15 protein-coding genes are annotated in these 15,076 nt (G+C 48.1%); 3 read left to right on the forward strand and 12 right to left on the reverse strand.

What is annotated here, in order from left to right:
- Positions 1-283: 283 nt before the first annotated feature.
- The 8 genes from U5R06_13015 to U5R06_13050 form a co-directional block, all read right to left on the reverse strand.
- The gene (locus U5R06_13015) at positions 284-673 is read right to left on the reverse strand and encodes a type II toxin-antitoxin system VapC family toxin (protein MDZ7723686.1); all 390 of its coding nucleotides are present in this window, start codon (positions 671-673) and stop codon (positions 284-286) included.
- Positions 670-927 carry an antitoxin gene (locus tag U5R06_13020; GenBank protein ID MDZ7723687.1) on the reverse strand — a complete coding sequence of 86 codons (258 nt, stop codon included), beginning with the start codon at positions 925-927 and terminating at the stop codon, positions 670-672. The genes U5R06_13015 and U5R06_13020 overlap by 4 nt, the downstream gene beginning before the upstream one ends.
- 21 nt (positions 928-948) lie before the next feature.
- On the reverse strand, positions 949-1,335 hold the full coding sequence (locus U5R06_13025) for a hypothetical protein (GenBank protein MDZ7723688.1): 387 nt from the start codon (positions 1,333-1,335) through the stop codon (positions 949-951).
- A 243-nt stretch (positions 1,336-1,578) separates the two neighbouring features.
- Entirely contained in the window at positions 1,579-3,537 is a 1,959-nt protein-coding gene (gene glgB / locus U5R06_13030) for a 1,4-alpha-glucan branching protein GlgB (protein ID MDZ7723689.1), read from the reverse strand.
- 1 nt (position 3,538) lies between these two features.
- Positions 3,539-5,026, reverse strand: coding sequence for a putative maltokinase (locus U5R06_13035; GenBank protein ID MDZ7723690.1), 1,488 nt, complete (start codon positions 5,024-5,026; stop codon positions 3,539-3,541).
- On the reverse strand, positions 5,022-6,851 hold the full coding sequence (gene treS / locus U5R06_13040) for a maltose alpha-D-glucosyltransferase (protein MDZ7723691.1): 1,830 nt from the start codon (positions 6,849-6,851) through the stop codon (positions 5,022-5,024). Before treS ends, U5R06_13035 begins: the two co-directional genes overlap by 5 nt.
- Before the next feature lie 7 nt (positions 6,852-6,858).
- Positions 6,859-7,407: a hypothetical protein gene (locus tag U5R06_13045; protein MDZ7723692.1), complete on the reverse strand. Its 549-nt coding sequence runs from the start codon at positions 7,405-7,407 to the stop codon at positions 6,859-6,861.
- The gene (locus U5R06_13050; protein MDZ7723693.1) at positions 7,398-8,840 is read right to left on the reverse strand and encodes a maltotransferase domain-containing protein; all 1,443 of its coding nucleotides are present in this window, start codon (positions 8,838-8,840) and stop codon (positions 7,398-7,400) included. Before U5R06_13050 ends, U5R06_13045 begins: the two co-directional genes overlap by 10 nt.
- A gap of 328 nt (positions 8,841-9,168) precedes the next feature.
- Here U5R06_13050 and U5R06_13055 point away from each other — a divergent pair, with 328 nt between their 5' ends.
- Genes U5R06_13055 through U5R06_13065 form a run of 3 tightly spaced genes read left to right on the forward strand, consistent with a single transcriptional unit; the run spans position 9,169 to position 12,095 of the window.
- The gene (locus tag U5R06_13055; protein ID MDZ7723694.1) at positions 9,169-10,356 is read left to right on the forward strand and encodes a carbohydrate kinase family protein; all 1,188 of its coding nucleotides are present in this window, start codon (positions 9,169-9,171) and stop codon (positions 10,354-10,356) included.
- Between the two features lie 31 nt (positions 10,357-10,387).
- The gene (locus U5R06_13060; GenBank protein ID MDZ7723695.1) at positions 10,388-11,407 is read left to right on the forward strand and encodes a LacI family DNA-binding transcriptional regulator; all 1,020 of its coding nucleotides are present in this window, start codon (positions 10,388-10,390) and stop codon (positions 11,405-11,407) included.
- Between the two features lie 13 nt (positions 11,408-11,420).
- Positions 11,421-12,095 carry a D-lyxose/D-mannose family sugar isomerase gene (locus U5R06_13065; GenBank protein ID MDZ7723696.1) on the forward strand — a complete coding sequence of 225 codons (675 nt, stop codon included), beginning with the start codon at positions 11,421-11,423 and terminating at the stop codon, positions 12,093-12,095.
- 100 nt (positions 12,096-12,195) lie between these two features.
- On the opposite strand, the gene U5R06_13070 is transcribed toward U5R06_13065, so the two are convergent.
- The 4 genes from U5R06_13070 to U5R06_13085 form a co-directional block, all read right to left on the reverse strand.
- Positions 12,196-13,401: a sodium:solute symporter family protein gene (locus U5R06_13070; protein MDZ7723697.1), complete on the reverse strand. Its 1,206-nt coding sequence runs from the start codon at positions 13,399-13,401 to the stop codon at positions 12,196-12,198.
- 102 nt (positions 13,402-13,503) lie between these two features.
- Positions 13,504-13,719, reverse strand: a complete 216-nt coding sequence (locus U5R06_13075; protein ID MDZ7723698.1) for a hypothetical protein — start codon at positions 13,717-13,719, stop codon at positions 13,504-13,506.
- Between the two features lie 26 nt (positions 13,720-13,745).
- Positions 13,746-14,513, reverse strand: coding sequence for a 3-ketoacyl-ACP reductase (locus U5R06_13080; GenBank protein ID MDZ7723699.1), 768 nt, complete (start codon positions 14,511-14,513; stop codon positions 13,746-13,748).
- The gene (locus U5R06_13085; protein MDZ7723700.1) at positions 14,510-15,058 is read right to left on the reverse strand and encodes a hypothetical protein; all 549 of its coding nucleotides are present in this window, start codon (positions 15,056-15,058) and stop codon (positions 14,510-14,512) included. Before U5R06_13085 ends, U5R06_13080 begins: the two co-directional genes overlap by 4 nt.
- Positions 15,059-15,076 lie beyond the last annotated feature (18 nt).

Consider the following 15,076-nt stretch of genomic DNA (forward strand, 5'->3'; position numbering starts at 1 on the left):
AAGAATCAGAGGTCGCAAAGAAAAACAAAAGTACATGCAAAGTCGGCAATAGTAATAGTACTAAATTTTACTATTTTATCAGAGTACTCTGTTTTACCCTGGAAACTTTGCTTTCAAGGAGGGACGACGGTCCGCCAGAGACGGACGTAATTCGGCTGCCGGCAAAGCCTGGTGTTGCGGGCAGTAGATACTTGTCGTGAGCACAGCTTTTTTAGATCAGCAACCCCAAGACGCCTCACCGTGAAATATCAATGGATATTTCACTGCAAACTCTCAGACAGGATCAAGTCCGGAGAATCAAACCGTCTATATATTCGAAATGCCGGTCTTTGGAATAAACAGTTAGTCCATGCTGTCGGGCTACTGCAGCGATCCACATATCATTGGTTGGAATGGGTCTGGCTTTTTTACGCAGCTCTGCATAGACATGGGAATAGAACTCGGCTGTTTCAATATCATGAGAGTATACACGAACCCGCGGATTATTGAGAAACTGTTTGAGCTCATGATCATTTTGCTCAAATCGTTGTCCCAAACGAAACCCGCTGTATAGTTCAGCCAGCACGCAAACATCCACGCCAATCAAATCCAGAGAACGAAATGCATTGACAACGGAAGCATCATTGCGCTTAAACCCCACATATATATTCGTATCAATCAATACCCGTCTCATGACCACAATTCCTCATCAATGTGTTCAAACTGACGGGTGTTTCGTTCAAATTCGGTTTCATCCTTTTGCGACCAGCTGCCGGCCAGAGCATCCAGATCATCATACTGCGGGAACAGTTCATGATCCGACAGACCGACGCTTTTGCGCAATAATTTCAGCACCGTCTGGTTCATGCTTTTCTGCTCTTTTTTTGATTCCATTCGAATGGCGGATTCCAGTTTTTCATCGATTCCGCGAATCGTTAAAGTTTTCATACCTACCTCTGTGACATCATTTTATGCATACATTTTGACATCAAAATATGCTATAAACAGCATAAATGCAAGCATAAAATTAAGCGTCAGCGCCATAATCGGAAAAGACGGCTTGCAGCGATTTGCCAGTTGAGAATGAGCTTCTCCCTCCTTTCGAGAAAACAGGATGGATTTCTCAAACTGTTCATCAATAAAGCCTCGAGATGCATTCGCTGCGCTGCCGGAATCGGCGAGCATATTTCGGAGGTGATGACGGTGATTGCCGCAGCGCTGCGCGGTAATCTGATGTTTGATCAGCTGCAGGAGATTGCACCGGCCGACGTTTTCAGAATAGATCTGGCAGGTGCGGGAATCGGATGGTGCATAAAAAAAGCGTGTCATGCCGGCGGGAACGACAGGATCACGCATAATCTCAGCAGGCGAGCAAAAGAACGGTTTGAATTAAACTTGTGCCGCTCTCGATGCGTACAAATTTTGCCGCGCAGCCATCCACGATGCTTGCCGTGCAGAGTATGTTTGGGAATCTCTATTGTCTGTCCGGCACCTATCGCGAGCATTCGTCGCACAACAAAAGCAAGTTGTACGACGAAATTCTGCTGTGGATTCCGAAATCCAGCCGCGAAAACCGGTTGGTGAAAGATCAGAGCTATTTTACTGTCCCTCTCCCGACTTTTGACGTTTTAACACCAGCGCGCCCAAAGGCGGCAGGGTCAGTGACAGCGAGTAATCAAAGCGGTCATAATACGGTATCGGTGCGGCTTCAGCGCCGCCCATATTGCCCCACCCGGCGCCGCCGTACACAGTCGCGTCGCTGTTCAGCACTTCGCGCCAATAGCCTTTTTTCGGAACTCCGATCCGGTAATTTTCCCGCGGCATCGGTGTGAAATTGAAAATCAGCAGCAGGTCATCCTCGTGATTCGGGCTTTTGCGCATAAAACTGATCACACTGCGTTCTGCGTCATGAAAATCGATCCATTCGAATCCCTCCGGGTTGAAATCATTTTCATACAATGCCGGATGTGTGCGGTAAAAATAATTCAGTTCCTTGAGCCAGCGGTTCACGCCCCGATGCAGCGGATCATTCAGCAGGTGCCATTCCAGACTGCTGTCATGGTTCCACTCGCTTTCCTGACCGATATCCGCCCCCATAAACAAGAGTTTCTTGCCGGGGTGTCCATACATAAACGCGTACAACAGACGCAGATTGGCGTTCTTTTGCCAGGGATCGCCCGGCATTTTATTGTACAGCGAACCTTTGCCGTGCACCACCTCATCATGGGAAATCGAAATCATGAAATTCTCGTTAAATGCATACCACAATCCGAATGTCAGCTTATTGTGATGATATTTGCGGTGAATCGGTTCGTGGGTAAAGTAATCCAGCACATCATGCATCCAGCCCATGTTCCATTTCATACCGAACCCGAGTCCGCCCACATAGGTCGGCCGCGACACCATGGGCCAGGCTGTGGATTCCTCGGCGATGGTCTGCACATCCGGATAATTCTGATAAACCGCGGTGTTGAACTGGCGCAGAAATGAAATCGATTCCAGATTTTCCCGACCGCCGTACTTGTTCGGCACCCACTCGCCCTGCTCGCGCGAATAGTCCAGGTACAGCATAGAGGCGACCGCATCCACACGCAGTCCGTCAATATGATAGCGGTCCAGCCAGAACATGGCGCTGCTCATGAGGAAATTGCGCACTTCATTGCGGCCCAGATTAAAGATATAGCTTTTCCAGTCGGGATGATAGCCCTGTCTCGGATCAGCATGTTCATACAGATGTGTGCCGTCAAAATACACCAGACCGTGTTCGTCACCGGGGAAATGCGACGGCACCCAGTCCAGGATCACCCCGATATCATGCTGGTGCAGACGGTCAATCAGTGCCATAAATTCCTGCGGCGAGCCGTAGCGGGCTGTGGGCGCAAAATAGCCAACGCTCTGGTAGCCCCACGAGCCATAAAACGGATGTTCCATGATCGGCAGAAACTCGACATGCGTGAAATTCATAGTATTGAGATAATCCGCCAGCTGATCGGCGAGTTCCAGATAACTCAGCGGACGATTATCCTCTTCGACCACGCGTTTCCAGGAGCCCGGATGCATCTCATAAACGGAAAACGGTTTGTCCAAAGCATTGTGTTCCCCGCGTTTCTGCATCCATTCGCTGTCTTGCCACTCGTAATCCAGTTTGTGCACTATGGAAGCGGTTTGCGGCGGTTCTTCGGAGGCAAACGCATAGGGATCTCCCTTGTCCACTTTGTACTGATGGTGCCGGGATTCGATGTGATATTTATACGTCTCCTCCTCTCCCACGCCGGGGATAAATCCCTCCCAGATCCCGGATTCGTCGTCGCGTGGTTTGAGCGGATGTGAATCGGCCTGCCAGTCATTGAATCCGCCTTTGACACTGACCCGCTCGGCATTGGGCGCCCAGACACAGAAAAATGTACCTTGCTTTCCCTTATGAGATACAGGATGCGCCCCCATTTTTTCGTACAATCTGTAATGATTGCCTTTTTTTATCAAATAGATATCCGATTCTGTCAGCAGACTGATATCGTAATAAACGTTGGTTTGCTTTTTGTGTTTATCGGTTGTCACACTAATCACCTTTCAAAATAGTATTTATTCCTTTTATCGGTATGGACAGCCACTCCGGCCGATTGTTCATTTCGTATCCCAGTTCATAAATAGCTTTTTCCAAAAGCAGGACATGCAGCAGGATCTTAAATTCTTCGGGATCATCAGGAACGAACGCTTTTCCGGCCACCGCTTCGCGATACCCTGTCAGAAATAATCCGCTCATGACGGAAAACCAGACATGCGCCCAGGGTTCCAGTTCATCTGTATCCTCTTGACGTATAAAAGACGGGAGCAGCAGCGGTGTATAGGCGGCGTAATGGAAGGAACGGATCATTCCGGCCGCATCCCGCAGCGCAGAGCGCTTTAATCGGCGTTCGCTTAAAATATGCGCCGGTTCTCCTTCAAAATCAATAATCATAAAATCTTTTCCGGTGTACAAGACCTGCCCCAGATGATAATCACCATGGATACGTATTTTTTGACCTTTAATTTTTTTCCGGGTAATGCGGTTCAGGTGATTCAGCAGATCATTTTCTGACTCGACGATGCCGTTCACCCATTCCTGCGCATCGGCGGGCAGTGATTTGCGGCGTTTATCCGCCTGCTGCAGCGTACGCCGTACCTGATTGCGGATAGCCTGATACAGAGAACGCTGGTAAAGCGTCGAAAATCCTTCCGGCTTGAAATCCGCTTGATCGGACGGCATGGCCAGTGCGTTGTGCAGCTCTCCGGAGCGCCGGCCCAGCAGATGCGCCATTTCCAGAGGCAGCGCTTCGATCAGATCCCACAGCAGCGGTTCCAGAGAATCTTTGTCAATCTGAAGCATGCCGGGGGTTTTTGGTATTTTCTTCAGTTCCGCCCGTCTGGCCAGCACGCGTTCATAGTAACGCGTCACCGCATCCAGCATAAATGACCAGGCATCGCCCTCATTCGGGACAAACTGCTGCAAAAGACCGATCGCCACCCGGCTGTTATTTTTTTGCCATTCCAATGCGCCGGCAAAGGGCGGAACATGTTGAAATGATGTTTTTTCCGTCAAATATTGTTCAATTTCCAGATCCGGATTGATTCCGGACTCGATTTTACGGTACAATTTCAGAAAAAATGTATCCTGGTACAATATCGAAGAATTGCTCTGTTGCGCCTGCAAAACACGTGACGTTTTGTCCGGCATGTCCGTAAACATTGACTTTAACGCACGATTCGGATACGCCACAAGCTGGCCGGTTTCGCCTTTTACTTTTTTACGGCGCTGTACCATGTCGAGCAGATTTTCGCGGAATCCGGGATTGTAAAGCGCATCGTAAAGCACGCCCTGCCCATCAGGTGTCCTTAATTGAGCAATGACCGCCGACGCCTCTTCCTGCCAGATGGATACAGCGGCCTCTGATTTTGCAAATGAAACCGGCAACAGATACGATTCCGACGCACCCTGCTGAAACTGGACATTGATCACATTCAATATTGCGGTCGCCTCTTTCTGGCCGATCCTGAATGAATTGTCAATCGCGTACCCGCTTGATTTTGCGCGCTTTACTGCCGAACCAGCGGCAGGTTTTCAGATAGACAGGCAGTACATCCTTGACAAATTCATGCGTGTTGTCAAATACCGAGGTCCAGCTTTTGCGGATGCTGAGTTCCTCGAGCTCGCCTTCATGTCCGGCCGCTGTATCCGTTTCAATGGGTTCCAGATGCAGCCAATAATATCCATACGGACTCAGTGTCAGGGTATAGGGAGTATCCCCATGGATATCGGGAAATTGATTGCGGCTGAACACCTCAACCGGCCTGAAATCGGAATGATCAATATAGAGTTCAGCAACCTGAGCGTGTTTGGACAGATTGGCGACAATCAGCATTTTTTCATGCTCATATTCACGCAGAAACACAAGAACCTTGGGATTGTCCGAATATAAAAACTTTAATGATCCGCGTCCGAACGCTTTGTACTGTTTGCGCATGTCGATGATATGACACATCCACCACAGCAGCGATGACATGCTCTTTTCATAGTTTTCCACATTCAGGGCTTCGTAATGATATTCCGGATCGATGATCACCGGCAGATACAGTTTTTGCGGATTGGTTTTTGAAAATCCGGCATTGCGATCCGGGCTCCATTGCATGGGCGTGCGCACCCCGTCCCGGTCACCCAGATAATAATTATCTCCCATGCCGATCTCGTCACCGTAATAGATCACCGGAGTTCCGGTGAGTGAGAACAATAGTATATTCATCAATTCGATCTTGCGCCGGTCATTATCCAGCAGCGGCGCCAGTCGGCGTCGAATCCCCAGATTGATTCTGGCGCGGGGGTCCTGTACAAAGACCCGGTACATAAAATCTCGTTCTTCGTCGGTCACCATTTCCAGCGTCAGTTCATCATGGTTGCGCAGAAACATGAACCACTGGCAGGTATCCGGGATATCCGGGGTTTGTTCCAGAATATCCATAATGGGAAACCGGTCTTCCATCTGCAGTCCCATAAACAGCCGCGGCATTACCGGGAAATGGAACGCGGTATGACATTCATCGCCGTCACCGAAATAGGCAGCCGCGTCCTCGGGCCACTGGTTGGCTTCGGCCAGCAGCATACGGTTCTCATATTTTTCATCGACATGCGCGCGCAGCATTTTCAGGAAATCATGCGTTTCCGGCAAATTCTCGCAATTGGTGCCTTGTCGTTCATACAGATACGGCACAGCATCGAGACGCAGGCCGTCTACACCCATATCCAGCCAAAAGTCCAGAGCTTTGACGAGTTCGGTCTGTACTCTCGGATTGTCAAAATTTAAATCCGGTTGGTGCGAATAAAACCGGTGCCAGAAATAGGCATTGGCCACCGGGTCCCAGGTCCAGTTGGAGGCTTCAAAATCCTGAAAAATAATCCTGGTTTCTTCATACATGTGCGGCGTATCGCTCCATACGTAAAAATCGCGCCACACGGTTCCCGGCCGGGACCGGCGCGCCCGCTGAAACCAGGGATGCTGATCGGACGTGTGATTAATGACCAGTTCGGTGATCACGCGCAGATTGCGTTTATGCGCCTCGCGCAATAGTTTGCGAAAATCGCGCAAACTTCCGTAATCCGGATTGATATTATAATAATCGGAGATATCATATCCGTCATCGCGCAGCGGCGACGGATAAAACGGCAGCAGCCAGATTGCGGTTGCACCGAGACGTTCCAGGTAATCGAGTTTCTGCACCAGTCCCTGAAAATCCCCGATGCCGTCGTCATTGCTGTCATAAAATGATTTGATATGCAATTGATAAATGATCGCATCTTTGTACCAAAGCGGATCTGAATCATGATATCCTTTTTCAGTCATAATCTCCTCACATAAAGTAATCAAAATCCTGTTCGCGCCGCATTCTTTTGCGTATGCGCAGGATATGAGCGGGCACCAGTTTGGGATCGAGTTCGATAAAATTCCATTCACCCTGCCAGATGTATTTATCATGGCTGAGCAGCTCATCCGCCAGAAACGGACGATCATGCGCAATATCCAGATTATCGAGCGGCACATGCACAAACCCGGCCTGCGTGTGATAGGGATCCAGATTGACCACCGTGATAATAATATTTTCAAGATCATCGCTGGTCTTGCCGTAGGCCAGCAAATAATCATTGTCCGTTTCGTAAAACTCGATATTGTAAGTGTCCTGAAGCGCCGGATTATCGCGCCGCACCTGGTTGACCTTTGAAATAAAATCAGTGATATTTCCCGGCTGCTCCAGATTCCACTGTTTGATCTCGTATTTTTCAGAATCGAGATATTCTTCACGACCGGGTACAGCATCCGTCACACACAATTCATATGCCGGTCCATAGATGCCGTAATTGGAAGACAGCGTGGCGGCCAGCACCAGACGCGCTATAAACACAGGACGTCCACCGAACTGTAAATGTTCGGGCAGGATATCCGGTGTATTGGGCCAAAAGTTCGGCGGCAGTATTCCCGGATTTCGCCACGCGTCAGTTCGGTCAGGTAATCCATAAACTGCTGTTTGGTATAACGCCAGGTGAAATAGGTATACGATTGGGAAAATCCCATTTTCGCCAGACCGTATTTAACCCGCGGGCGCGTAAACGCCTCGGCCAGAAAAACCGCTTCAGGCTCGACCTTTTTCACCTCTTCAATTACCCATTCCCAGAACGGCAGCGGTTTGGTGTGCGGATTATCAACACGGAAAATCGTGACGCCTTTTTCAATCCAGAACAAAAACACCTCTTTTAATGCGTCCCATAGCTCCCGCCACTGTTCGGTTTCAAAATTCAACGGCAGCACATCCTCGTATTTTTTCGGCGGATTCTCGGCGTGCTGAACCGTACCATCCGGTCGCCAGTGAAACCACTCCGGGTGTTCGTTCACCCAGGGATGATCCGGCGAGCATTGAAAGGCCATATCCAGCGCCACTTTAATATGGCGCTGTTCAGCTGCCTGCACAAAATGCTCAAAGTCCTCAATGCTGCCCAGATCAGGATGAACGGATGTGTGCCCCCCTTCTCTGCAACCTATAGCCCAGGGACTTCCGGGCTCTCCCGGTTCGGAGGTCGGCGAATTGTTACGGCCTTTGCGGTTGGTTTCGCCGATCGGATGAATGGGGGGGAAATAAATCACATCAAATCCCATGTCGGCAATGCGCGGGATCATACGTTCACAAGACCTGAACGTACCAGGCTCACCCGGATTTTCCCCGAAGGATCGCGGAAACAATTCATACCAGGCGCTGAACAGCGCGTGCCGGGGATCAACATCAACCCGCAGTTCACGTTCAAAGGTATACAACAGTTCGGGATCGGGATAGCGAAGCATCAATTCTTCCAGAGGCTCATCCAGCGCCATATTCGCTGCCGTATCCCGGTTTTGATCATGGAGCGCCCGTGCGTATTCTTTTAATTGTTGAGAATCCGCGTCCTGCGCACGCCCGGCGGCCTCCTCCGTGAGCCGGGCGGCGATCATCAATTCAACGGCAACATCCTGACCGACCTCGTATTTTTTCTCAAATCCGCGTTTCCAGGTGGCAAAATGATCAATCCATCCCTGTATGGTATAATAATAGCGGCCAATTCTGTTCAGCGGGAAACTCGCGTGCCAGCGGTCATTGATTTCAGGCTGCATGAGAATTTTCTGCCACTCTTTTTCATCCTGAAATCGGAACAGGAGAGCGGCGCGCGCCACATCGTGCCCGTCCCCGAACACATCCGCCTGAACCGTTATTTCTTCACCGGCCACCCGTTTTGCCGGAAAACGACCGGCATTGATTTCCGGCCTCACATGTTCAATCACAATACGTTTTCTGCCCTTTAATGCCACAGGACCTCCAATCATACTTTAGTTTTTGATTTATGCAGGGATAATCGCAGTCATATGACCAACAAGAAGGTTACACCTGTTTATATAATAGAAAACAATGCGAAAAGTCAATTATTTCAAGTGTATGAAATCAAACCAAACTTGTTCGGATTCAACGAGTTGTTAGACAAATAGCAATAGAGAGACGCATTTTTATCAACTATTTCAGAATTAATAGATAATTCCTTGACTGGATCGATTTTTTAATTATCTTGAAAAAGTGATTTGTTTTTTTTGCATCAATTACTAACCTACGTTAGGAACTTTTGCTGAATTGGAGGCTGTAATCATGTCTCACGTTACTATCGACGCCATTGTAGCCGGGCATATCTGCCTGGACATCATCCCCGCCTTTCCTCCCGGCAAACAACAGCGAATTCAGGACATTTTTATACCGGGCAGGCTGGTTAACGTCGAGGGTGCAGCGGTTTCAACCGGCGGCCAGGTCTCAAATGTTGGTATTGCGCTGCACAAACTTGGCATGCGCACCCAACTGATCGGAAAAATCGGAGATGATTTTTTCGGCAGCGGTATACTTGATCTGTTAAAAAAGATCAATGCCGACGACGGCATGACAGTGGTTGACGGTGAACAAACGTCCTACTCTATTGTTCTGGCCATTCCCGGCATCGACCGCATGTTTTTACACAATCCGGGGGCCAACGATTCGTTCCGGGCTGCTGATATCAATTACGATCTTGTCAAACAGGCCCGTTTGTTTCATTTTGGTTATCCGCCTGTGATGCAGGCTATGCTTCAAAATAACGGTGACGAGTTGGTGAATATGTACAAACGCGTGAAAAAAATGGGGGTCACCACATCCCTGGATATGTGTTTTCCGGATATAAACTCGGAATCCGGGCAAATTGACTGGGATGCATTGCTGCAGCGACTTCTTCCCTATGTCGATATCTTTATTCCCAGCATTGAAGAAACAATTTATATGCTTTATCAAGAACAATACAAAAATCTGAGCCGGGCTGCCGGAAATAAAGATATATTGGATTATCTGGACATTGATATATTCCTTCCGTTTATCGGAGACAAATGTCTGGATTACGGAAGCAAAATAGCAGCGATTAAATGCGGAACCAAAGGCATTTATATCAAAACAAAAGATGCAGCCACCCTTTCCAGCATGGGACACGCCAAACCAGCGGATCCCAGAAATTGGGGAGGCCGGGAACTGCTCAAAGAAAGCTATCATATCGAGAGCATTGCCTCGGCAACAGGGGCCGGAGACAGCAGTGTGGCCGGTTTTATCACAGCTCTGCTGGGAGGAGAATCCATTGAACGGGCGTTGCAAATGGCCTGTGCAGTGGGAGCCATGAATATTCAGGAATTTGATGCTGTCAGCGGAGTTAAATCAATTAATGAGACACGCGAGTTTATCCGAAATACTCGGAACTTTAACAAGCTAAATTTCAAAAATTCGAATTGGCACTATGATGAGAAAGCAACGTTATGGACGCTATGATTAAGCGGGTAACATCTCGGGAGGGAGTCTCATGAAACCAACGATGAAGGACATTGCTGAATCGCTGGGCGTGTCGCGCACCACAGTGTCTCTGGTACTCAAGGGTGATGGTGATAAATACAATATCAGCAAAAACACCCAAAAGATAATTATGCGCAAAGTAAAGGAACTGAATTATCGCCCCAATTATTTTGCAAGCGCTCTAAATCTGAAACGATCCAATATCATTGGTGTGATCCTGCCGAATGTATTTGAAATCTATATGAATGAAATCATTCATGGTATAGAAGACATTTTGTATGAAAACAGTTACAATATGACCCTGTGCACAAGCCGGTTCAGCACTGGGCTTGAAAAGCGCAATATTGATCATTTGAAATCCTTTGTCGACGGTTTTCTCATCGCGTTCAATGCTCCTTTCAGCGATACCGAATATGACTATAGTCACCTGCATGAACTGGTAAAAGAGCAACACCCCGTTGTTTTTATTGACAGGTACCTGCCAGAATTAAACAGTGCTTATGTGGTACAGGATGATTTTTACGGCGCTTATCAGGCAACGCAATGTCTGGTAGAAAAAGGATGCCGCAATATCGGCTATATCAGCTTTGATCTGGCCATTACATCAATTCAGGACAGGTATAGGGGGTATTGTGAGGCACTGAAAGATCAAAAGCTCTCCATCCATCAGGACCACATTATCCTGCTCAAGCAGCAGAATAATCAATCCAATGATCTCAGAGCTGCATTGAAAACATGTCTGGAACGACCGGATAAACCGGACGCATTTTTTGTCACCACAAACGGGATCGCTTTGAAAGCATCCTTTATACTGAAACAACGGGGGCATTCTGTTCCTATGGCGCGCTTCGGCATGGATCCAAATTATTTCACATCAAAAATGATCCTTGTGGAACAGCCGCATATGACTATCGGTAAAAAGGCAGCACAGATGCTTCTCGATCAGATCAGCGGCCAGAGTGGTACAGCAGGAAAAGAAATGCAGCAGCGGATCAAACCCAGAATTATTGATAAAATCACCCATTCATAATTGGAGGCTCAGGATGAGACGCAGCGAGATCAATCATATTATCAGTCAAGCCAAACTTTTTTTCAATTCAAGACAATTCCACCTCCCTCCCTGGGCGTTTTGGTCCCCTCAGGACTGGTATGGTAAAGGTGAGATATGCCGGGAGATCATTGATAATATGCTCGGTTGGGACATTACTGATTTCGGTAAAAATGATTACTATTCCTGTGGTTTGCTGCTCTTTACACTTCGCAATGGAAATTTGATCAGAGATAATAAAGTCTATGGGGAAAAAATCATGATTGCAGAGGAAGGGCAGATAACCCCTATGCATTTTCACTGGTCCAAACTGGAGGATATCATCAACCGCGGAGGAGGCAAACTTGTCATGAAACTGTATTCATCAACAAAGGATGAATCACTTTCTGAAAATCCGCTGCGCGCCAGAGTGGACGGCATTGAGCGGTCTTTTCAGCCGGGCGAAGAGCTTGTCCTGCAGCCCGGTGAAAGCGTTTGTCTGGAACCGGGACTGTATCATGAATTCTGGGCCCAGCCGGGCAGCGGTAAAGTCATGGTCGGTGAAGTCAGCGCTGTCAATGACGACAATACGGACAATCGATTTTATGAAAACGTCGGCCGTTTCCCGGAGATCCAGGAAGATGAACCGCCGCTGCATTTGCTGGTATCGGATTATTTAAACTATATTTAAAAATCTCTAGTTATTCGATAATCGACGTACAGCGCTGGACAGGAGTGTAGCAACCGTCAGATAGAGATACAGTACTATTTCTATTCGTAACACACCCAGTTTAGACGGCACAATTCCCGCAATAGAACCTAAAAAAACAAAAAAACCGACGGCAGAAACAACAATGATCTCTCTGCCCGGCTTTTTCTGTGTCACCGCACACAATACGATCGGCGCCAACATCGACGTGCCTGTAAAACTTCACCCGCGCCAGGAGCGCCAGCTGATCACCCATGATTGCAGAAAAGACCAGCACCAGCATGGCAAACACAAACAAGGCGAGTTTGGTTTGATGCATCACTCTTTTTTCACTTCCGGAAAGCAGAGACCGCAGCTCATTGCCAAGCGCAAATATCTGCGCATTGGTGGTTGACAGACAGGCGGCGAACAATCCCACCACTGCCAGACCGGCTACCGGAGCCAGCTGATCATATAAAAGCGCATTCGCCCAAAATTTCTGAGCAGAGGCGCCTGGATATTGCACCGCACCGTAAAAACCGATGAACACCGTGGCCAGAATAATAACAACGGCGAATAAGCCGACGGCAACGGTCATGGTTTTAAGTGATTTCAGATTGCGCATCACCACAAGCCGGGTAGTCATATGCGGCTGACTGACCGGAATCATAACCACGGCAATCATGCTGGCAATGAGAAACTGAGGTGTAAACAGACCATTGGGTCCCGGAATGGACAATAATTCCGGATTGATATCGCGAACCTGCTGCATCATTTCTCCCAGTCCGCCGAGTTTTACAATACAGGTTACACTGATAAGCCAGAGCACAACCAACAGGATTGTGCCCTGAATTGCATCACTGTATACAATCGCTTTGAATCCGCCGATTTCCGAATAAAGAATCATCAAAATCACCAGAATCAAAGCCCAGCCCCAATAGGGAAGAAAATCAGGGAATGCAGCATCAAAAAACACAGAAATGCCGCGGACTTGTATTGCGGCATAAGGAATCAAAAAGATAAAAGCGCTGGCAAACATAGCATAACCGGCCCACGGTGTGCCGTAAGAATTCGACGTTAATCCGGCAACACCTTTAAACCCGAGTTTTTTGGCTTTTTTGCGGATCATTAAACCAAACCACAGGATAAAAAACACCATCACCCCATCGGAAAACGCCAGAAAAATCCAGGCGCCGATACCATGTTGTCGGAAAAAATCAGGCATCCCCTGGAAGGTAAAGGCGCTGAACAATGCAGCCGAAAATGTCAGAAAGCCCAGAATAATTCCCAAATTTGATCCGGCAAGCATAAATTCCTGGGGATCACGTCCGCGTTTATAGGACTTTAAAGAGGCCAGAACCAGCAGTAGCCATCTGGCGGCGCGAGGATAAAAGAATCACCCAAGCTATCATTATTCATCCTCCTGTTCATAGGGTAAAACTCTGCTGCCCAGGAACGTGAGCCCCACCAATGCCAGAGTCAAAAAAAATGACAACCACAGGCTGTAGGGCATATTCAGGAAAAACGGATCACTCTGGCCGGCCGGAATGACCACCGGCGTAAACGTCAGGACAACAATGACAATAACAGCCGCAACGCACATCATCCAGTATCGTTTGTTTTTCATCGGTCCATCCTTTCAAAATTATAGAATTACAGTCTCTGAATTGTCAGTCCGCCATCTATTTTAAACACCGAACCTGTCGAATAGGGAAAATCACATTTCGCGAGCGACACCACGGCCCGGGCTACATCAACGGGATATCCCCAGCGTTTTTGAACCGTAAGCCCCTCCGACAGCAGTTTATCATATTTTTCAGACACCGCAGCGGTCATATCCGTTTTAATAATTCCCGGCTGTATTTCGTAAACCGGAATATCATAGTCTCCGAGTCGTGCTGCAAAGAGTTTGGTCATCATGGCAAGTCCGGCTTTACTGATACAGTACTCCCCCCTATTAACAGAAGCCACAGACGCAGAGATTGACGTAATGTTAATGATACAGCCGCTAAACTCGCTGTCACGGGTTTTGCAGTCAATCATCTGATTTGCCACGGATTGTGTCAGGAAAAAAGGACCCTGCAGATTGATTTTCAGCAGCCATTCAAAATCTTTTTCATAGACATTCAGAATATCTTTACGGCTGCGGGGCGCAACACCGGCATTATTGACCAACACATGAATCCTGGCGAACTTTTTTACAACAGTCTTTAGCAGTCTTTTTCGGTCAGAGGCGCTGCTGATATCACAGGGGCAGTACAATACCTCGCGGCCGGTTTCCCGTAACTCTTGCAGCATTCCGCTTATCTCGTTTTCCGGCCGACGGCCGCAGAGCGCCAGATTAAAACCAGCTCGCGCCAGTTCCAGGGAAATCCCATAGCCGATTCCTCGGCTGCCGCCGGTCACCAGCGCTATTTTCATTGATGTTTCCTCATTTGCTGATACAAGTTTTTATAGTACAAATTATACATTGCACATCCATCATGATACTGTGCAAGCATCAATTTCGAGCACATGGAACAGGCCGTACACCAATTGATTGCTCTGTTATTGAGCAATTTTTCCGGCAGCAACGGATCAGCAAAGGATTGACGACCCCATCCGATAAAATCAGTATATCCTTTTCTCAACATTTCATCTGCCCGTTCAACTCCCTCGCTCTGCAATACTGAATACGCAGAACCAATAACACGCATTTCGGACTGGATGGAATTTAAAACATCTTTTACTGTTTTGGTATAGCGCAAATGATCAAGAGTCAGATGACGGGAGCCCTTAACGGGACGGGTCAGTTCGGACGTCACACCGGGAATCCCGGCGGACACATTCACAACCTGCATACCCAGTTGATGCAAGAGTCGAATCATGTCCAGCATTTCTGTGAGGTCTTCAACCAGCTCATCCGGGCCTGCAGTACCGCAGCCGCCGCGTATGCCTTCGTACAAAGAAATTCTGGAGCCCAGCACAAAATCATTCGCTGAGCA

The organism is candidate division KSB1 bacterium, from assembly GCA_034521575.1.
Classification (GTDB): domain Bacteria; phylum Zhuqueibacterota; class Zhuqueibacteria; order Residuimicrobiales; family Krinioviventaceae; genus JAXHMJ01.